We start from the raw sequence: 16,709 nt of genomic DNA on the forward strand, positions 1-16,709 counted from the left end.
CTCCTTAGCCTCGGTGCGGCGTTCTGTCAGCCGCGTTGCGCGCGCGCCGCTTCATAAAGCGCGACCGCCGCCGCATTGGACACGTTCAGGCTCTCGAATCCGCCCGGCATGGGGATCTTGGCCAAGACGTCGCAATGTTCGGCGACCAGGCGACGGATGCCGTCGCCTTCGGACCCCATGACCAGAACGGTCGGCTGATGATCAAGCGCCTCCTCCAGCGTCTGTTCGCCCGTTCCGTCCAGGCCGACCGCGCGCCAGCCCAGATCGGCCAGCCGCTCCAGCGCACGGGACAGATTCGTGACGCGCGCATGGGGCAGGCGTTCGGTGGCGCCGACGGCCGCCTTGGCCAGGGCGCCCGCGAGGGCCGGAGCGTGACGGTCCTGAACGATGATGCCCCGCGCGCCGAACGCCAGGGCCGATCGGAAGATGGCGCCGACGTTCTGGGGGTCGGTCAGCTGATCCAGCATGACGATGACGCCCTCAGCCGGCTCGGCCAGCTCTTCCAGCGACACGCCTTCCAGCGGCTGGACCTTGAAGGCCAGTCCCTGATGCACGGCGCCGGGGGGCAGCATCCGGGTCAGGGTCTGGATATCGACCACCTCGATCCTGTGACCGTTTGCGAGAGCATTGTTCTCGATCTCGGCGGCGCGCTCGGCTGTGGCCAGCAGACGACCCATGCCGCGACGGGCGGGACTCGCCAGAGCGGCCAAAACCGGATGTCGGCCCCACAGAAAATTATCGGCGTCCGACTTGCCCCGATCGGGCGAACGGGGCTGGCGAGGGGTTTCCTCGCGCCGGCCAAACCCTTGCGCAGCGGGCTTTTGGCCCTTGTCGCGGGGGCCATCGGGACGGTTTCCGAAGACCGGTTTTTTACCGCTTTTACGGTCGTTGCGTTCTGATTTCGACGACACTATAAGACGCCCTCCGATTTGGAGCCCCAAGGGCTTTCGGGTCTGGGCGCCCCCTCTATCCTAGAGGAGGCGACAAGCCGAAGGCTTTTGTTTCGTCCCGCTTCTTTATGGGCGGAAACGAGGGGTCCGACGGTTCGACAAGGCGCGCTGGGGGAATGTCCCGAGTGGCAAAGGGGGGGGACTGTAAATCCCCTGCGTAAGCTTCGAAGGTTCGAGTCCTTCTTCCCCCACCACGCGCCTTGACGGATACGACGGATCAGGACGACGGAGAGGAACCGGCTGCGGCGTTCCGAAAGAACTTCCGCAGTCTCCGCGCGGGTATAGCACAATGGTAGTGCAGCAGCCTTCCAAGCTGAGGATGTCGGTTCGATCCCGTCTACCCGCTCCAGGTTTTTAAAAAGATCAGCATCGCGCCCCTCCGCTGACGGACCCGGGCCATCAGGAGTTTGGCCATGGCCAAGGAAAAGTTCGAACGGACGAAGCCGCACTGCAACATCGGCACGATTGGTCACGTTGACCACGGCAAGACGACGTTGACGGCAGCGATCACGATGACGCTGGCGAAGGCCGGCGGCGCGAAGGCGATGAACTACGCCGACATCGACGCTGCGCCGGAAGAGAAGGCGCGCGGCATCACGATCAACACCGCGCACGTGGAATATGAGACGGCCAACCGTCACTATGCCCACGTCGACTGCCCCGGCCACGCCGACTATGTGAAGAACATGATCACCGGCGCCGCGCAGATGGACGGCGCGATCCTGGTGGTGTCGGCCGCTGACGGCCCGATGCCGCAGACCCGTGAGCACATCCTGCTGGCCCGTCAGGTCGGCGTGCCGGCCCTGGTGGTCTTCATGAACAAGGTCGACCTGGTCGACGATGAAGAGCTGCTCGAGCTGGTCGAGATGGAAGTGCGCGAGCTGCTCTCGTCGTACCAGTTCCCCGGCGACGACATTCCGATCACCAAGGGTTCGGCCAAGGCCGCGACCGACGGCGTGAACCCGGAAATCGGCGAACAGCGCGTTCTGGCCCTGATGGAGACCGTCGACGCCTACATCCCGCAGCCGGAGCGTCCGGTCGACCTGCCGTTCCTGATGCCGGTCGAAGACGTGTTCTCGATCTCGGGCCGCGGCACCGTGGTCACGGGCCGCGTCGAGAAGGGCATCGTCAAGGTCGGTGAGGAAGTCGAGATCGTCGGCATCCGTCCGGTCCAGAAGACGACCTGCACGGGCGTGGAAATGTTCCGCAAGTTGCTGGACCAAGGTCAAGCGGGCGACAACGTCGGCGTGCTGCTGCGCGGCACCAAGCGTGAAGACGTCGAGCGCGGCCAAGTGCTGTGCAAGCCGGGCTCCATCACCCCGCACACCAAGTTCCTGGCCGAAGCCTACATCCTGACCAAGGAAGAAGGCGGTCGTCACACCCCGTTCTTCACGAACTATCGCCCGCAGTTCTACTTCCGCACGACGGACGTGACCGGCATCGTTCACCTGAAGGAAGGCGTCGAGATGATCATGCCGGGCGACAACGCCGAGCTGAACGTCGAGCTGATCACGCCGATCGCGATGGACCAAGGCCTGCGCTTCGCCATCCGTGAAGGCGGCCGCACCGTCGGCGCCGGCGTCGTGGCCAAGATCGTCGAGTAAGAAGACATCCTTTCGGCCTAACGCGCTCACGCGCTGCATGAGGCCCGTTGGATACAGAGTAGCGTAACAGAACGGCCTCCGGAGCGATCCGGGGGCCGTTTTGCTGTGGGGGCGACCACAGGCGCCCGCAACGGGCCTGCCGTTCGGGCGTTAGGATCGTCTGCCCAAAAGCCAAGGTCCACGATGCGTCTGATCTCGTTGCTAGCGTGCCTTGTCGCCCTGTCGGCCTGCGCCACCCATCCCGGCAAGGTCGATCAGGTCCGGTTCGCCAAGGACGCCCAGCCGGTGTTGGCGACGACCGAATCCGGGACGGTGCGCGGCGTCGATGGGGCGGGGACGCGAGCGTTCCTCGGCGTGCCGTTCGCGGCGCCGCCGGTCGGCGAACGGCGCTGGCGCGCGCCGCAGCCGGTCGCGACATGGCAAAGTGTTCGGGATGCGACGCGGATCGGTGCGGACTGCACCCAGGCGATCGGGCGACGCTCGATCCTGGGCGGCGGCGGCGGGATCGTCGTCGGGTCCGAGGACTGTCTGTATCTCAACATCTATGCGCCAGGCGGAGACGCGGCCGAGGCGCGGCCCGTGATGGTCTATATTCCGGGCGGCGCCTTCACCGTCGGGGCGGGCGCCAACTACGACCCGTCGAAACTGGCGCGCGAGCAGGGTCGGGTGGTCGTGACGATGAACTATCGGCTCGGCGCGCTGGGCTGGCTGGCGCATCCGGGGTTTCAGGCGACTGGCGAAGGCTTCGGCGGCAACTTCGGCCTGATGGACCAGCAGGCGGCGCTGAAGTGGGTGCATCGCAACATTGCGGCCTTCGGCGGCGATCCCGCCGACGTCACCCTGTTCGCTGAGAGCGCCGGGGCCTGGACGGCCTGTTACCTGATGGCGTCGCCGCAGTCGCAAGGACTGTATCAGCGCGTCATCATGCAGAGCGGCGGGTGCCTAGAGCCGTCGTCCCTGGTCAGGGCGCAGGATGCGGCCCAGTCGGGGCCGATGTTCAGCGAAAGGCTTGGCTGCACCGGCGAGGATCAGATCGCGTGCCTGAAGGCTCTTCCGGCCTGGCGGCTGTCGCGGGCGGCGTCATTGAGGGCGGGCATCAACGGGCCGGGATCATGGGGCCCGGTGCACACGGACGCCACTGTGCCGGAAAACCCGGCGGTCGCGATCCGCGAGGGGCGGTTCACGCGCGTGCCCGTCCTGGTCGGGACGAACCTCGATGAGGGGCGGCTGTTCGCCAACGAGGTGCAGGACATGGATCGCTATCAGAAGGAGACGATCTGGATGTACGGCGATCAGGGCGAGCGGGTGCTGAAGCGCTATCCGGTGGGTGAGGACGGGCCCGCCTACGCCATAGCTGCGAACTTCACGGACCAGAGGTTCGCCTGTCCGTCACAGGCTTTGCGACGACTGCTGGCCCAGCATGTCCCGGTGTGGGGCTATGAGTTCGCCGATCGCGAGGCGCCGTTCGTCTTGCCCGACTGGATTGTCGGTCTGGACCTGGGCGCCTATCACGCCAGCGAACTGGCCTATGTGTTTGGAACGCGCTGGGTGTTTGCTGATCCCAAGCGGTTCACGCCTCAGCAGAAGGCGTTGTCTGAGCGGATGCAAAGGCTGTGGGCGACGTTCGGACGTTCGGCCTTCGCCGCCGAATGGCCCCGCGTCGAGGGTGCGGGGCCGGTGCGGGTGTTCAAGCCGGAGGGCGATGTGATGGACGACGGCTTTTTCGAACGCCACCACTGCGACTTCTGGGACGGGACGCCGTTCGGCGCCGTTCACTAGATAAAGCGGACGGTGACGCCCGGCTTGACCTTGTCGGCCAGCATCCAGGCGTCCCAGTTGGTCAGGCGCACGCAGCCGTGCGAGGCCGTCTTGCCGACCAGATGCGGGTCCGGCGTGCCGTGGATGCCGTAGCTGGGCTTGTTCAGATCGATCCACACGACCCCCACCGGATTGTTCGGGCCGGGTTTGACGACGACCTTCTTCTTGCCGTCGCCATAGCTGAGTTTCGACGGGTCGTAGGTGTAGTCCGGGTTTCGCGCCACGCCATTGACCTTGACCGTGCCAGTCGGGGTGGGATTGTCGCCGCTGCCGATTGTGGCGGGGAAGTAGGCGATCAGCTTGCCGTCGGCGTCGAACGCCTTGACCGAACCTTCGCTCTTGTCGACGTCGATGTGGTCCACGTCCGCGCGCAGGGGCGCTGTGTTGACGGCGGGGACAAGCAGGCCCTGGCCCACGCGATTGAAGTCGGCGCCGGGGTTCATGGCGCGCAGCAAGGCCTCGGTGACGTGGAAGCGCTCGGCCAAGGCCTCGACGATATTGGCGTAGCCCATGTGGGCCGCCTGACCCTGAGCTTCCAGCTCCGTGGGGACGACGCCGAGGTAGGGTCCGGCGATGTCCTGCTGGGTGATGGTGTAGGTGGTGGTCACCGCGCCCGGTCCGGCGGCGGCGCGCAGTCTTCCCATCACGTCGGCGTTCAACTCGCCATTCACAGTCATGCCGTTCGCTTCCTGAAACGCCGAGATGGCCTGGCGCATGTTCGACCCCGCCAGGCCGTCGATCGCGCCGGGCGAGAAGCGGGCGCGTTCCAGAAGAACCTGGGCGCGGATCAGGGCGGGCTGCGGCTGCTGCTGGGCGGCATTCGGGCTGGCCGGCTGGCCCTCTTGTGCGGCCGGCGGCGGCGCATAGGCGGTGTTTTCGATGGCGTCTCGGGAGAGCGGGCCGGTTTGGCCCACTTGCGCGGCCTCGGCCGTCTGCGCCGCTGGGGCGGCTGTGTTCTCTTCCTTCGGCGAACAGGCGCCCAGAGCGAGAACAGCGAGTGCGGCGAGGTAGGCGGTACGATTCATAAGAGACTTTCGAGACGGTGAGTGCAGGCGGTCGGTGTTCAGTTGGGTTCGCCGGTCGCGGGGTCGGTTTCGGTTTCGCCGGAGTTGGACGAATCCTTTGAACCCTTGGGCTCGGTCGCCGGGCGCGGCGGCTGGCCGTCGGCGTCCGGCCGCAGGTTCTCGTTCTCGACGGCTTTGCTGTCAGGGCGTTGATCGGTCATGGTCTTCTCCTTGGGTCACTCAAACGCGCCAGGGCGACCGCGGCTCCTTCAACGTGCATTCACCATGACGGTGAACCCTGATGAAACGCGCATAGGGCAGGGTGCGATGTGGAACGGACCTTGCTGCGTAAGGCCCCGAGAGGATGCGTATGGCCGGAATGCTGCAGGTCGAGATCATGGACGCGGCGGCGATGGATGCTGCCGCCGTCGCCCTGTGGCGTGCGTGGACGGCTGGCAATCCCGTTCTGGCCAGCCCCTATTTCCGCTGGGACTATGCCGAGATCGCTTCGCGAGTCTGCCCCGGCGCGGCGATCGCCGTGTTCCGACGGGACGGTGAGATCGTCGGCTTCTTCCCGCATCAGCGACGCGGCGGAGCGGTGCAGCCGCTGGGCGCGCCCATGAACGACTATCACGGCGTGATCGCCCCGGCGGACGAGACGATCACGCTGGAAGAGGTGGCGCGGCTGTTGAACGCCAAGCGGCTGAACGTGCCCGGCTGGATCGGCGCGGGCGAAACAGGCCAGGCGCGCGAGACGGTGCAGGTGGCCATGCCCGAGGCGGGCTATGACGATTGGTACGCCGAGCGTCGCAAGACCTTCGGCAAATACTTCAAGGACAAGGAGCGGGCGCGCCGCAGCCTGGAGGCCGAACTGGGGCCGATCCGGGTGGAGCGGGGTCTCAGAGATCCGGCGCTGCTGGATCATCTGATCGCGCTGAAGGCGGCGCAGTATCGGCGCTCGGGCCTGCATGACATCTTCGCCTGCGGCTGGACGCGGGATCTGCTGCACGCTCTGATGAGCGAGCCGCGAGAAGGATTCGGCGCCTCGATGGCGGCCATGCATGCGGGCGACAAGCTGGTGGCGATCGAGTTCTCGCTGCACGCCGGGCGGCATTACCATTTCTGGTTCCCGGCCTATGAGCCAACGCTTGCGCGGTGCTCGCCGGGCATCCTGCTGAGCATGGACACAATGCGGCTGGCGGCGGCCGAGGGCTTCCGGGTGTTCGACTTCGGCTTCGAGGGCGAGACCTACAAGAAGTATTTCGTCAACGCGCGCCAGACGGTGCGCGAAGCCGTGGTGATGCAGCCGGGCGTGACCCAGGCGTTGGGCGACATCACGGTGGCGGCGCTGAACAGGGCGGGCGGACGCGGCGAGGCGGTGCGGGCGTCCCTGCGTCGGCGCTGGGCCACGATCGAAGCTTGCGAGGCGACGCCGGTCGGGCGGCTGAGGGGCGCGGCGGTCGCCGCACGGTCGGCTGTCCAGAAGGCGGCTGCGAAGAAGAAGACGCCGGCGCGCGTCGCCCACGTTTGAGGACATCGGCATGACCCAACGCCGCACACGCTATCCGGGCCCGATCGCCGAGGCCAAGACCCACGCCCACACCCTGATCGAGCAAGGGTTCGCCGAGGACGCGGCGCTGGCCGCCGTGCTGGATCGCTATCCGGCCGAGCTGTTCGACATCAACCTGTATGACTACGACGAGGAGGGGCAGGTGTCCTTGCGCACCGGCGCGCGCGGGCGGCTGTCAGGTGAGGAGTTGCTGGAGGCGATCAAACAGGGTCGGCTGTGGGTCAATCTGCGCGGGGTCGAGACCGGCTGGCCCGAACTGTGGGCGGCGGCGATGAAGGATTTCGCCGCGATCCAGGCGACCTATCCGGGGATGCGGGCGGTGCGAAACGCGGGGCAGCTGATCCTGTCGTCGCCCAAGGCGCGGGTGCCCTATCATTTCGACGCGGCGGGCGTGGTGCTGTTCCATCTTCGTGGGCGCAAGCGGCTGTTCGTCTATCCCGGCGACGAGAGGCATCTGCCCGAGCGGAATATGGAACAGGTGGTCGCGCGCCAGACGACCGAGGAACTGCCTTACACGCTGGCGTTCGAACAGGATGCGCAGGTCATGGATCTGGAGCCAGGCCGCGCCCTGACTTGGCCGCTCTATGCGCCGCACCGGGTGGAGAACCTGGACCGCTTCTGCGTCAGCCTGTCGATGGATTTCCAGACCTGGCCGTCGCGGTTCCGCAACGGGGCGCTGTTCACCAATGCGGTGATCCGCAGCCGGGGCGGGCGGCCGCGCTTCACCGACGGCATGACCACGCCGGAGCTGGCGGCGCGCTGGGCCGCGTCGCTGGCGCTGAAGAAGGCGGGCGCAATAAAAAGTAAGATCGCCAACTTCGAGCGCGACTTCGAGCCGGAGATCGGCGCGGCGGACGGCGCGGGCGCGCTGAACGCGACGTCATAAGCTCGGGGCGTTAATTCGAGTTCATGACCTCGAGTTAAAATGACTTGGGCGCGGGCGGCGCGCACCTTCTCCTCACATTTGGGAAGGGAACACCGCTCATGAAAACCGCACTGATCGCCGCCGCCGCCGTCGCCACCCTGACCGGGTTTGTCGCGGCGCCCGCTTCGGCCGCCGAGGTCGAGATCCGCAACGCCGTCGCCCGTGTGGTGGTCATCGTCGAGGATCGTCAGGATATCGGGGTCGAGGTCACGCAAGGCCAGACGCGCTTGCCGGCCATTCAGGTTCGCCGCGACGGCAATGACGTCAAGATTGACGGCGGCCTGCGCCGTAACGGCATGTGGGGCGGCAACAGCGCCATTCGCGGCTGCAACTCCGGCCGCAGCGATGCGGGCCAGCCGGGGCAGGGCGCGACCGTCGAGGTGCGTGACCTGGGCCGCATCCGCCTGGAAGACGCGCCTCTGATCGTCGTGCGCACGCCCCGCGCGGTGGATGTCAGCGCCAGCGGCGCGGTCTTCGGCTCGGTCGGACGTGGCGCGCGATCGGTCGAGTTGGACAATGGCGGTTGCGGCAACTGGAACGTGGCCAATGTGGACGGCGATCTGGAACTGGGCCTCGGCGGCTCGGGCGCGATCCGCGCGGGCACGTCACGATCGCTGAACGCCAGCGTCGGCGGATCGGGCTCCATTTCCGCCGGAGCAACCGGAGCCCTGAAAGCGGCCGTCGGCGGATCGGGCAATGTCGAGGTGGCCAGTGCCGGCGGACGCAGTGAACTGTCCATCGGCGGCTCGGGTGGTGTGAACGTGCGGCAGGGCCGAATGGACAAGCTGTCGGTCGCCATCGGCGGCTCGGGCGATGTTCGCTACGGCGGCGCAACGCGCGACCTGGACGTTGCGATCGCCGGATCGGGCAGCGTCCGCGTCGCCTCGGCCACGGGATCGGTTTCTCGCTCCGTCGTCGGATCGGGAACCTTGCAGATCGGGCAGTAAGACCCGAGCGACGAGAAGGCCTCCGGTCGTGGAACCCCGGGGGTCTTTTCCGGCCAAACAAAAAGCCCCGGCGGATCGCTCCGCCGGGGCTTTTCGCATGGATCAGGTCCGAGACGCTTAGAAGACGTTCAGGACGCTGGAGATGGCCGAGACGCCCAGGTTGGCGCCGGCGCGGTCACGCGCTTGCAGACCGCCGCCGAACGAGTAGCGCAGGCCGACCGACCAGGTGTCGACGTCCAGCGAATCGATGTCGGCGCGGGTGTAGGCGGCGCCCAGCGAGAACGGGGTGTTCTCGAACTCGTATTCGGCGCCCACGCCGTAGGTCCAGGCGTCGGTGTCGCCGCCCGAGAAGTCGACGTTGTTGTAGGCGACGCCCGCGTTCAGGCGCAGGTTCGGCATGACGTAGAAGGCGGCGTCGGCGCCGACGGTCCAGATGTCGGCGTCCACGTTGTCAGCGGTCGTGTAGGCGACTTGGCCGGTCAGGGTGGCGTTCGACAGATACTTCTGCGCTTCAGCGCCGACGGTCCAGATCGGCTCGTTGCCGCTGCCGATGCCGTTGGCGGCGACAAAGGCGCCGGCGCGAACGTCGGAGGACCACATCTTGGTCAGGTGAGCGGCGGCGGCGCCGGTGACGTCTTCTTCGCCAAAGGCCTTGGTGTAGTCGATCGCGCCGTTCAGGGTCACGGTCCAGTCCTGGGCCGGCAGGGCGACCGAGCCGTCAACGGTCCAGACGTCGGCGTCGACATCGTCGCCGGCGACTTCGATCGACGGGTTGGAATAGGTCACGCCGACCGAACCGATGGCGTCTTGGGCGAAGGCCGGGGCGGCGAACAGAGCGGCGGCGGCCGTGGCGAGGAGGATCGTCTTCATTTTTCTTTTGTCCTTAGCAGTCTGCACCCGGATGGGGGTCCGGGGAGGGGCGCTGCTATCAGCCTAAGACGAAGCGGAGCAATAAACCGACGTTCGATTGGCTTGGGATGGCAAGGTTGTTGCGCAACAGCCACGCGTTGCGGCCAGAATGTGTCACGACTTGGCGATCTGTGGGGCAAGTCGTTAATCGCGCGCCGCAGTCGCGCTCATGCACTATAAAGAGGCGTCCGACGCCGCCGGCGTCACCGACGAATGTGTCGTCGCGCCGTGCGCAGCCCTCGAGGAAGACCGCGTCGAAATCCTGTGTCAGCCCGGGTTTGCGCGCTTGACGAAATCAGAATCGATAGGCATAAGCCACCACTCTTGTTGGACCGGCTGTGCAGTTCGCTGCAAACGCGGTTCGCAAGAACGACCTAAGTCACTGTTCTTTGCAGCTTCTTGGGATATCAACGGCCTTCGCGGGCGACTGCGTGGGCCGATCGTTTTTGCGGATTTGCGTTCCCTGAGGGCTTTTTGCCCGAAGGCCTTCGGTCTTTGAAATGGTTCACAGGGACGCGGTCCTCCGACCGCATTGGAAGTAAGCACCGATATGGATCAAAGCATCCGCATCAGGCTCAAGGCCTTTGATCACCGCGTCCTCGATTTTTCGACGCGCGAGATCGTTAATACCGCCAAGCGCACCGGCGCGACCGTTCGCGGTCCGATTCCGCTGCCGACCCTGATCGAGAAGTTCACCGTGAACCGCTCTCCGCACGTCGATAAGAAGTCGCGTGAGCAGTTTGAAATCCGCACGCACAAACGCGTGCTCGACATCGTCGACCCCACCCCGCAGACCGTGGACGCGCTCATGAAGCTCGACCTGTCCGCCGGCGTGGACGTCGAGATCAAGATTTAAAGTAGAAAGAGGCGGGATCCGATGCGCACGGGCGTGATCGCCAAGAAGCTGGGCATGACCCGCGTGTTCGCCGATGACGGCGCGCACGTACCGGTCACTGTGCTGCAGCTCGACGGCTGCCAAGTCGTCGGCCAACGTACCCAGGAGCGTGACGGCTACGTCGCTCTCCAGCTGGGCGCTGGCACGAAGAAGGCTAAGAACACCAACAAGGCTCAACGCGAGACCTTCGCCAAGGCGGAAGTCGAACCGAAAGCCTATGTGACCGAGTTCCGCGTCGATGCGGACGGTCTGCTGGACGTGGGCGCCGAACTGTCGGCCGAACACTTCCTGGTGGGCCAGAAGGTCGACATCCAGGGCGAGACCATCGGTAAGGGTTTCGCCGGCGCCATGAAGCGCTGGAACTTCGGCGGCCTTCGCGCCACCCACGGCGTTTCGGTCTCGCACCGTTCGCACGGTTCGACGGGTAACCGTCAGGACCCGGGTCGCACGTTCCCCGGCAAGAAGATGGCCGGCCACTACGGCACCGAGACCGTCACCACCCAGAACCTGACCGTCGTCCGCGTGGACGCCGAACGTGGCCTGATCCTGATCAAGGGCGCTGTCCCCGGTCACGACGGCAGCTACGTCAAGGTTCGCGACGCCATCAAGAAGACTCGCCCGGCCGACGCCCCGTTCCCCGGCGCGCTGAAGTCGAGCAAGTCTGCTGCTCAACCCGCTTCGACCCCGGCTGAAGAAGCCCCCGTCGAAGCGACCGAAGGCGGTGAAGCGTAATGAAACTCTCTGTCATCCAACTCGACGGCAAGGCTGCTGGCGACGTGGAACTGTCGGACGCCGTCTTCGGCATCTCGGACATCCGCGGCGACATCCTGGCCCGCACCGTCAACTGGCAACTGGCCAAGCGCCGCGCCGGTACGCACAAGGTTCAAACCCGCAACGAGAACTCTCGTACGGGTAAGAAGATGTACAAGCAAAAGGGCACCGGCGGCGCTCGTCACGGTTCGCGCCGTGCACCGCAGTTCGTCGGCGGATCGCGCGCCTTCGGCCCGATCGTTCGCGATCACGGCTTCTCGCTGCCGAAGAAGATCCGCGCGCTGGCTCTGCGTCACGCCCTGTCCTCCAAGGCCAAGTCGGGCGACCTGATCGTGGTCGACACCGTCTCGGTGAAGGAAGCCAAGACCGCTTCGCTGCGTGAAACGCTCGGCAAGCTGGGCTGGACCAAGGCTCTGATCATCGCGGGTCCCGAAGTCGATACGAACTTCGGCCTGGCCGCACGCAACATCCCGCACATCGACGTGCTGCCGAACGCCGGCCTGAACGTCTATGACATCCTGCGGGCTGACAAGCTGGTGCTGACGAAGGCCGCCATCGAGGCCATCGAAGCCCGCTTCAGCGATAAGGAAGCCGCGTAATGGCCGCTCAACCTACCGCCAAGCACTACGACACCATCCTGGCCCCGGTGATCACCGAAAAGGCCACGATCCTGTCCGAGCAGAACAAGGTCGTCTTCCGCGTCGCCGACACGGCGACCAAGGACGAGATCGCCGCTGCGGTCGAAAGCCTGTTCAAAGTCAACGTCCTGAAGGTCAACACCCTGGTTCAAAAGGGCAAGACCAAGCGCTTCCGGGGTATCCTGGGTCGCCGGGTCGACATCAAAAAAGCGATCGTGACGCTGGCTGACGGCCAGTCGATCGACGTCACCACGGGGCTCTGATCAGATGGCCTTGAAACATTACAATCCGACCTCGCCGGGCCGTCGCGCCCTTGTGCTGGTTGACCGTTCGGAACTCCACAAGGGCCGTCCGGAAAAGTCGCTGACCGAAGGCCTGACCAAGTCGGGCGGACGCGGGCAGGGCGGTCGCATCGCGGTCCGCTTCCGTGGCGGCGGCGCCAAGACCCTGTATCGCAAGATCGACTTCAAGCGTCGCAAGTGGGACATGGTCGGCACGGTCGAGCGTCTGGAATACGATCCGAACCGCACGGCCTTCATCGCGCTCGTGACCTACGAGGACGGTGAAAAGACCTACATCATCGCGCCGCAACGCCTTAAGGCGGGCGACACGATCGTGGCGGGCGAAAAGACCGACGTAAAGCCGGGCAACGCCATGCCGCTCCGTTCGATGCCGGTGGGTACGATCATCCACAACATCGAAATGAAGCCGGGCAAGGGTGCCCAGCTGGCCCGTTCGGCCGGCGCCTACGCCCAGCTGGTCGGTCGCGATCAGGGCTACGCCCAGATCCGTCTCGGCTCGGGCGAACTGCGCATGGTGCTGGACGGCTGCATCGCCACGGTGGGCGCGGTTTCGAACCCCGACCATATGAACCAGAACCTGGGCAAGGCCGGTCGTAAGCGTCACATGGGCTGGCGTCCGCACGTTCGCGGCGTCGCCATGAACCCGATCGACCACCCGCATGGTGGTGGTGAAGGCCGGACCTCTGGTGGTCGTACCCCCGTCACGCCGTGGGGTAAGGACACCAAGGGCACTCGTACCCGCAAGAACAAGGCTACGGACAAGTACATCATCCGTACCCGCCACGTTAAGAAGGCTCGCTAAGAATGGCCCGCTCCTCCTGGAAAGGCCCGTTTGTCGACGGGTATCTGCTCAAGAAGGCCGACGCCGTTCAATCGTCGGGCCGCAAGGACGTGATCAAGACCTGGTCGCGCCGCTCCACCATCCTGCCGCAGTTCGTCGGTCTGACGTTCGGCGTCCATAACGGTCAGAAGCACGTGCCCGTGTCGGTCTCGGAAGAGATGGTCGGCATGAAGCTCGGCGAGTTCGCCCCGACCCGGAACTTCCCGGGTCACGCGGCGGACAAGAAGGCCAAAAGGAAGTAACCGATGGCCCAGACAAAAAACGAGCGTCGGGTCGCCCCGACCGAGGCCCGCGCCAAGCTGGTCAACGTGCGTATCAGCCCGCAAAAGCTGAACCTGGTCGCCGCTTCGATCCGCGGCATGCCGGTCCAGAAGGCGCTGAACGAGCTGGAATTCAGCCGTAAGCGCATCGCTGGCGACGTCCGCAAGGTCCTGTATTCGGCGATCTCGAACGCCGAGAACAACCACAACCTCGACATCGACAATCTGGTCGTCGCCGAGGCCTTCGTGGGCAAGAACCTGGTGATGAAGCGTTTCGCGAGCCGTGCTCGCGGTCGTTCGTCGCGCATCCTGAAACCGTTCAGCGAGATCACCATCGTGGTCCGTGAAGCCGGCGAGGCCGCCTGATGGGACAGAAAATCAATCCGGTCGGTCTGCGCCTCGGCGTGAACCGCACGTGGGACAGCCGCTGGTTCGCCGCCGGCGCCGACTATTCCCGCCTGCTGCACCAGGACCTGAAGCTGCGCGAGTGGCTGCGGGAACGCCTGGCCGCCGCCGGCGTGTCGCGCATCATCATCGAGCGCCCGCACAAGAAGTGCCGCATCACCATCTACGCCGCCCGTCCGGGCGTCGTGATCGGCAAGAAGGGCGCTGACATCGAGAAGCTCCGCAAGGACATCTCGGCGCGCACCGAGGGTGAAGTTCACCTGAACATCATCGAAGTCCGCAAGCCGGAAACCGATGCGCAGCTGATCGCCGAGAACATCGCGCAGCAGCTGGAGCGCCGCGTGGCCTTCCGTCGCGCCATGAAGCGTTCGATGCAGTCGGCCATGCGTCTGGGCGCCAAGGGCATTCGTATGAATGTCTCGGGTCGTCTGGGCGGCGCCGAAATCGCACGTATGGAATGGTACCGCGAAGGTCGCGTGCCGCTTCACACGCTGCGCGCCGACATCGACTATGGTTTCTACGAAGCCAAGACGACCTACGGCATCATCGGCGTGAAGGTCTGGGTCTTTAAGGGTGAAGTGCTGGAGCACGATCCCATGGCGCAGGACAAGCGTTGGGCCCAGGAAGCTTCGGGTCCGTCCTCGAACGAAGGCCGCGAACGCGGCGGCCCCCGTGGCGACCGCGGTCCGCGTCGCGACCGGGGACGTGAGAACTAAGTCATGTTGCAACCGAAGAAGACCAAATACCGCAAGGCCTTCAAGGGCCGGATCCATGGCTCGGCCAAGGGCGGTTTCTCGCTGAACTTCGGGTCGTATGGCCTGAAGACGCTGGAGCCGGAACGCATCACCGCGCGTCAGATCGAAGCGGCTCGCCGCGCGATCACTCGCCAGATGAAGCGTCAGGGCCGCGTCTGGATCCGCGTCTTCCCCGACCTGCCCGTCACGGGCAAGCCGGCCGAAGTCCGGATGGGTAAGGGCAAGGGCGCCGTGGACCACTGGGCCGCGCGTTGCCACCCAGGCCGTATCCTGTTTGAAATCGACGGCGTGCCGGACGATGTCGCCCGCGAAGCACTCCGTCTCGGCGCCGCCAAGCTGCCGGTCCGCACCAAGGTCGTGACCCGTATCGACGCCGGCGTCGCGCATGTGGAGGCTGCCGCCTAATGACCAAGATCGCCGATCTGCGGTCGCAAACGACCGACCAACTGTCCGACGAGCTGCTGAAGCTCAAGAAGGAACAGTTCAACCTGCGCTTCCAGGCGGCCACCGGCCAAATGGAAAAGACTCACCGCGTTGGTGAAGTCCGCAAAGACATCGCTCGCATCTCGACGCTTCTGCGCGAGAAGCGTGCGGCCTCGTAAGGAAACGAATATGCCCAAGCGAATTCTTGAAGGCGTGGTCGTGTCCGACAAGGGCGAGAAGACTGTCGTTGTGAAGGTGGAGCGCACCCTGCTTCACCCGCTTCTGAAGAAGACCGTCCGGTCATCCAAGAAGTACCACGCGCACGACGAAGCCAACGCGCTCAAGGTCGGCGACATCGCTCGCATCGTCGAGTGCGCCCCCAAGTCCAAACTGAAGCGCTGGGAAGTCCTTTCCAACGCCTCCGCCTCGTAATCAGAAGGATCTGATCTTATGATCCAGATGCAAACTAACCTGGAAGTGGCCGATAATTCGGGCGCCCGCCGGGTCATGTGCATCAAGGTGTTGGGCGGCTCCAAGCGCCGCTACGCCTCGATCGGCGACACAATCGTCGCCTCCGTGAAGGAAGCCATCCCACGCGGCCGTGTGAAGAAGGGCGACGTCGTTCGCGCCATCGTCGTGCGCACCGCCAAGGACATCCAACGCAAGGACGGCTCGGTCATCCGCTTTGACAAGTCGGCCGCCGTCATCGTCAACAAGCAGAACGAGCCTGTCGGCACGCGGATCTTCGGCCCGGTTCCTCGCGAACTGCGCGCCAAGAACCACATGAAGATCATCTCGCTGGCTCCGGAGGTCCTGTAACATGGCCGCCAAGATCAAGAAGGGCGACCGCGTCGTCGTCCTCACCGGCAAGGACAAGGGCCGCACGGGCAACGTGCTGAAGGTCCTGCCCACCGAAAACCGCGTCCTCGTCGAAGGCATCAACATGGTTCAGCGCCACACGCGCCCGAGCCAGGCTGACCCGCAGGGCGGCATCAAGAACAAGGAAGCCTCGCTTCACCTGTCGAACGTCGCGATCGCCGACGCCAACGGCAAGGCGACCCGCGTCGGCTTCAAGATCGATGGGGACAAGAAGGTCCGCATCGCCAAGACGACGGGGGACGTCATCTGATGGCTACCGAAAAGTACACCCCGCGCCTCAAGGACGAGTATCACGCTCGCATCCGCCAGGTGATGAAAGAAAAGTTCGGCTACACGAACGAGATGCAGGTGCCCAAGCTGGACAAGATCGTCCTGAACATGGGCATCGGCGAAGCCGTCGCAGACTCCAAGAAGGCGAACACCGCCCTCAAGGATCTGACCGCCATCGCCGGTCAGAAGGCCGTCGCCACCAAGGCCCGTAACTCCATCGCCGGCTTCAAGCTGCGCGAAGGCATGGTCATTGGCGGCAAGGTCACCCTGCGTGGCGACCAGATGTACGAGTTCCTGGACCGGTTCATCACTATCGCGCTGCCGCGCGTGAAGGATTTCCGTGGTCTGAAGGGCACGTCCTTCGATGGTCGCGGCAACTACGCCACGGGTCTGAAGGAGCACATCGTGTTCCCGGAGATCAACTACGACCAGATCGATCAGATGTGGGGCATGGACATTGTCGTCTGCACCACGGCCAAGACCGATGAGGAAGCCAAGGCTCTCCTCACCGAGTTCAAGTTCCCGTTCGTGAAGAACTGAGCG

The 16,709-nt window shown here is 65.1% G+C and carries 23 protein-coding genes and 2 tRNA genes; 21 read left to right on the forward strand and 4 right to left on the reverse strand.

Going from position 1 to position 16,709, the window contains the following annotated elements; translation table 11 throughout:
* Nucleotides 1-26: 26 nt before the first annotated feature.
* A complete protein-coding gene (gene rlmB, locus A4249_RS03850) occupies nucleotides 27-911 on the reverse strand; it encodes a 23S rRNA (guanosine(2251)-2'-O)-methyltransferase RlmB (protein WP_082854048.1) in 885 nt (294 codons plus the stop codon).
* A 149-nt stretch (nucleotides 912-1,060) separates the two neighbouring features.
* Here rlmB and A4249_RS03860 point away from each other — a divergent pair.
* The 4 genes from A4249_RS03860 (at nucleotide 1,061) to A4249_RS03875 (ending at nucleotide 4,333) form a co-directional block, all read left to right on the forward strand.
* Nucleotides 1,061-1,144 (forward strand) — tRNA-Tyr (locus tag A4249_RS03860).
* 81 nt (nucleotides 1,145-1,225) lie between these two features.
* Nucleotides 1,226-1,299 (forward strand) — tRNA-Gly (locus A4249_RS03865).
* A gap of 64 nt (nucleotides 1,300-1,363) precedes the next feature.
* Nucleotides 1,364-2,554, forward strand: a complete 1,191-nt coding sequence (gene tuf, locus A4249_RS03870) for an elongation factor Tu (protein WP_055753383.1) — start codon at nucleotides 1,364-1,366, stop codon at nucleotides 2,552-2,554.
* A gap of 183 nt (nucleotides 2,555-2,737) precedes the next feature.
* Nucleotides 2,738-4,333, forward strand: a complete 1,596-nt coding sequence (locus tag A4249_RS03875; RefSeq protein WP_066551203.1) for a carboxylesterase/lipase family protein — start codon at nucleotides 2,738-2,740, stop codon at nucleotides 4,331-4,333.
* On the opposite strand, the gene A4249_RS03880 is transcribed toward A4249_RS03875, so the two are convergent.
* The gene (locus A4249_RS03880) at nucleotides 4,330-5,397 is read right to left on the reverse strand and encodes a L,D-transpeptidase family protein (RefSeq protein WP_066551205.1); all 1,068 of its coding nucleotides are present in this window, start codon (nucleotides 5,395-5,397) and stop codon (nucleotides 4,330-4,332) included. The genes A4249_RS03875 and A4249_RS03880 overlap by 4 nt on opposite strands.
* A gap of 38 nt (nucleotides 5,398-5,435) precedes the next feature.
* Complete coding sequence (locus tag A4249_RS16735; RefSeq protein ID WP_165117191.1) at nucleotides 5,436-5,597, reverse strand: hypothetical protein; 162 nt, start codon at nucleotides 5,595-5,597, stop codon at nucleotides 5,436-5,438.
* 149 nt (nucleotides 5,598-5,746) lie between these two features.
* Here A4249_RS16735 and A4249_RS03885 point away from each other — a divergent pair, with 149 nt between their 5' ends.
* From A4249_RS03885 to A4249_RS03895, 3 genes are all read left to right on the forward strand, one after another.
* On the forward strand, nucleotides 5,747-6,907 hold the full coding sequence (locus tag A4249_RS03885) for a GNAT family N-acetyltransferase (RefSeq protein ID WP_066551207.1): 1,161 nt from the start codon (nucleotides 5,747-5,749) through the stop codon (nucleotides 6,905-6,907).
* 10 nt (nucleotides 6,908-6,917) lie between these two features.
* A complete protein-coding gene (locus A4249_RS03890) occupies nucleotides 6,918-7,832 on the forward strand; it encodes a transcriptional regulator (protein ID WP_066551209.1) in 915 nt (304 codons plus the stop codon).
* 98 nt (nucleotides 7,833-7,930) lie between these two features.
* Complete coding sequence (locus A4249_RS03895; RefSeq protein WP_055753388.1) at nucleotides 7,931-8,818, forward strand: GIN domain-containing protein; 888 nt, start codon at nucleotides 7,931-7,933, stop codon at nucleotides 8,816-8,818.
* A 117-nt stretch (nucleotides 8,819-8,935) separates the two neighbouring features.
* Here A4249_RS03895 and A4249_RS03900 read toward each other — a convergent pair whose 3' ends face one another.
* The gene (locus A4249_RS03900) at nucleotides 8,936-9,688 is read right to left on the reverse strand and encodes a porin (protein ID WP_066551211.1); all 753 of its coding nucleotides are present in this window, start codon (nucleotides 9,686-9,688) and stop codon (nucleotides 8,936-8,938) included.
* 589 nt (nucleotides 9,689-10,277) lie between these two features.
* On the opposite strand from A4249_RS03900, the gene rpsJ reads away from it, so the two are divergent.
* Genes rpsJ through rplE form a run of 14 tightly spaced genes read left to right on the forward strand, consistent with a single transcriptional unit; the run spans nucleotide 10,278 to nucleotide 16,706 of the window.
* Entirely contained in the window at nucleotides 10,278-10,583 is a 306-nt protein-coding gene (gene rpsJ, locus A4249_RS03905; RefSeq protein ID WP_003164367.1) for a 30S ribosomal protein S10, read from the forward strand.
* Between the two features lie 21 nt (nucleotides 10,584-10,604).
* Nucleotides 10,605-11,354, forward strand: a complete 750-nt coding sequence (rplC, locus tag A4249_RS03910; protein ID WP_066551212.1) for a 50S ribosomal protein L3 — start codon at nucleotides 10,605-10,607, stop codon at nucleotides 11,352-11,354.
* The gene (rplD, locus tag A4249_RS03915) at nucleotides 11,354-11,992 is read left to right on the forward strand and encodes a 50S ribosomal protein L4 (protein WP_017506058.1); all 639 of its coding nucleotides are present in this window, start codon (nucleotides 11,354-11,356) and stop codon (nucleotides 11,990-11,992) included. Before rplC ends, rplD begins: the two co-directional genes overlap by 1 nt.
* The gene (locus A4249_RS03920) at nucleotides 11,992-12,294 is read left to right on the forward strand and encodes a 50S ribosomal protein L23 (RefSeq protein ID WP_008260292.1); all 303 of its coding nucleotides are present in this window, start codon (nucleotides 11,992-11,994) and stop codon (nucleotides 12,292-12,294) included. Before rplD ends, A4249_RS03920 begins: the two co-directional genes overlap by 1 nt.
* Before the next feature lie 4 nt (nucleotides 12,295-12,298).
* Nucleotides 12,299-13,135, forward strand: coding sequence for a 50S ribosomal protein L2 (gene rplB / locus A4249_RS03925; protein WP_055753391.1), 837 nt, complete (start codon nucleotides 12,299-12,301; stop codon nucleotides 13,133-13,135).
* 2 nt (nucleotides 13,136-13,137) lie between these two features.
* A complete protein-coding gene (gene rpsS / locus A4249_RS03930) occupies nucleotides 13,138-13,416 on the forward strand; it encodes a 30S ribosomal protein S19 (protein ID WP_017506055.1) in 279 nt (92 codons plus the stop codon).
* A 3-nt stretch (nucleotides 13,417-13,419) separates the two neighbouring features.
* Nucleotides 13,420-13,800, forward strand: a complete 381-nt coding sequence (gene rplV / locus A4249_RS03935) for a 50S ribosomal protein L22 (RefSeq protein ID WP_017506054.1) — start codon at nucleotides 13,420-13,422, stop codon at nucleotides 13,798-13,800.
* A complete protein-coding gene (gene rpsC / locus A4249_RS03940) occupies nucleotides 13,800-14,555 on the forward strand; it encodes a 30S ribosomal protein S3 (RefSeq protein ID WP_017506053.1) in 756 nt (251 codons plus the stop codon). Before rplV ends, rpsC begins: the two co-directional genes overlap by 1 nt.
* Before the next feature lie 3 nt (nucleotides 14,556-14,558).
* Nucleotides 14,559-14,999, forward strand: a complete 441-nt coding sequence (gene rplP, locus A4249_RS03945; protein WP_017506052.1) for a 50S ribosomal protein L16 — start codon at nucleotides 14,559-14,561, stop codon at nucleotides 14,997-14,999.
* Nucleotides 14,999-15,196: a 50S ribosomal protein L29 gene (rpmC, locus tag A4249_RS03950; RefSeq protein WP_008263673.1), complete on the forward strand. Its 198-nt coding sequence runs from the start codon at nucleotides 14,999-15,001 to the stop codon at nucleotides 15,194-15,196. The genes rplP and rpmC overlap by 1 nt, the downstream gene beginning before the upstream one ends.
* A 10-nt stretch (nucleotides 15,197-15,206) precedes the next feature.
* Nucleotides 15,207-15,449 carry a 30S ribosomal protein S17 gene (gene rpsQ, locus A4249_RS03955; protein ID WP_017506051.1) on the forward strand — a complete coding sequence of 81 codons (243 nt, stop codon included), beginning with the start codon at nucleotides 15,207-15,209 and terminating at the stop codon, nucleotides 15,447-15,449.
* 18 nt (nucleotides 15,450-15,467) lie between these two features.
* Nucleotides 15,468-15,836 (forward strand): 50S ribosomal protein L14, encoded by a 369-nt coding sequence (gene rplN / locus A4249_RS03960; protein WP_003164378.1) that lies wholly within the window; start codon nucleotides 15,468-15,470, stop codon nucleotides 15,834-15,836.
* Nucleotide 15,837: 1 nt separating this feature from the next.
* Nucleotides 15,838-16,146: a 50S ribosomal protein L24 gene (gene rplX, locus A4249_RS03965; RefSeq protein WP_066551214.1), complete on the forward strand. Its 309-nt coding sequence runs from the start codon at nucleotides 15,838-15,840 to the stop codon at nucleotides 16,144-16,146.
* Entirely contained in the window at nucleotides 16,146-16,706 is a 561-nt protein-coding gene (gene rplE, locus A4249_RS03970; protein WP_017506049.1) for a 50S ribosomal protein L5, read from the forward strand. The genes rplX and rplE overlap by 1 nt, the downstream gene beginning before the upstream one ends.
* The last annotated feature ends 3 nt before the right edge of the window (nucleotides 16,707-16,709 follow it).

Source organism: Brevundimonas sp. GW460-12-10-14-LB2 (genome assembly GCF_001636925.1).
Classification (GTDB): Bacteria; Pseudomonadota; Alphaproteobacteria; order Caulobacterales; family Caulobacteraceae; genus Brevundimonas; species Brevundimonas vesicularis.

Excerpts from the sequence above, each read along its gene's own strand:
- rplD (WP_017506058.1), top strand. The coding sequence starts at position 11,354 with ATGAAACTCTCTGTCATCCAACTCGACGGCAAGGCTGCTGGCGACGTG.
- A4249_RS03875 (WP_066551203.1), top strand. The coding sequence starts at position 2,738 with ATGCGTCTGATCTCGTTGCTAGCGTGCCTTGTCGCCCTGTCGGCCTGC.
- A4249_RS03895 (WP_055753388.1), top strand. The coding sequence starts at position 7,931 with ATGAAAACCGCACTGATCGCCGCCGCCGCCGTCGCCACCCTGACCGGG.
- A4249_RS03885 (WP_066551207.1), top strand. The coding sequence starts at position 5,747 with ATGGCCGGAATGCTGCAGGTCGAGATCATGGACGCGGCGGCGATGGAT.
- rplE (WP_017506049.1), top strand. The coding sequence starts at position 16,146 with ATGGCTACCGAAAAGTACACCCCGCGCCTCAAGGACGAGTATCACGCT.
- A4249_RS03900 (WP_066551211.1), bottom strand. The coding sequence starts at position 9,688 with ATGAAGACGATCCTCCTCGCCACGGCCGCCGCCGCTCTGTTCGCCGCC.
- rpsQ (WP_017506051.1), top strand. The coding sequence starts at position 15,207 with ATGCCCAAGCGAATTCTTGAAGGCGTGGTCGTGTCCGACAAGGGCGAG.
- rplX (WP_066551214.1), top strand. The coding sequence starts at position 15,838 with ATGGCCGCCAAGATCAAGAAGGGCGACCGCGTCGTCGTCCTCACCGGC.
- rpmC (WP_008263673.1), top strand. The coding sequence starts at position 14,999 with ATGACCAAGATCGCCGATCTGCGGTCGCAAACGACCGACCAACTGTCC.
- tuf (WP_055753383.1), top strand. The coding sequence starts at position 1,364 with ATGGCCAAGGAAAAGTTCGAACGGACGAAGCCGCACTGCAACATCGGC.
- rpsJ (WP_003164367.1), top strand. The coding sequence starts at position 10,278 with ATGGATCAAAGCATCCGCATCAGGCTCAAGGCCTTTGATCACCGCGTC.
- A4249_RS03880 (WP_066551205.1), bottom strand. The coding sequence starts at position 5,397 with ATGAATCGTACCGCCTACCTCGCCGCACTCGCTGTTCTCGCTCTGGGC.
- rplB (WP_055753391.1), top strand. The coding sequence starts at position 12,299 with ATGGCCTTGAAACATTACAATCCGACCTCGCCGGGCCGTCGCGCCCTT.
- A4249_RS03890 (WP_066551209.1), top strand. The coding sequence starts at position 6,918 with ATGACCCAACGCCGCACACGCTATCCGGGCCCGATCGCCGAGGCCAAG.
- A4249_RS16735 (WP_165117191.1), bottom strand. The coding sequence starts at position 5,597 with ATGACCGATCAACGCCCTGACAGCAAAGCCGTCGAGAACGAGAACCTG.
- rplC (WP_066551212.1), top strand. The coding sequence starts at position 10,605 with ATGCGCACGGGCGTGATCGCCAAGAAGCTGGGCATGACCCGCGTGTTC.
- rplP (WP_017506052.1), top strand. The coding sequence starts at position 14,559 with ATGTTGCAACCGAAGAAGACCAAATACCGCAAGGCCTTCAAGGGCCGG.
- rpsC (WP_017506053.1), top strand. The coding sequence starts at position 13,800 with ATGGGACAGAAAATCAATCCGGTCGGTCTGCGCCTCGGCGTGAACCGC.
- rplV (WP_017506054.1), top strand. The coding sequence starts at position 13,420 with ATGGCCCAGACAAAAAACGAGCGTCGGGTCGCCCCGACCGAGGCCCGC.
- rplN (WP_003164378.1), top strand. The coding sequence starts at position 15,468 with ATGATCCAGATGCAAACTAACCTGGAAGTGGCCGATAATTCGGGCGCC.
- rpsS (WP_017506055.1), top strand. The coding sequence starts at position 13,138 with ATGGCCCGCTCCTCCTGGAAAGGCCCGTTTGTCGACGGGTATCTGCTC.
- A4249_RS03920 (WP_008260292.1), top strand. The coding sequence starts at position 11,992 with ATGGCCGCTCAACCTACCGCCAAGCACTACGACACCATCCTGGCCCCG.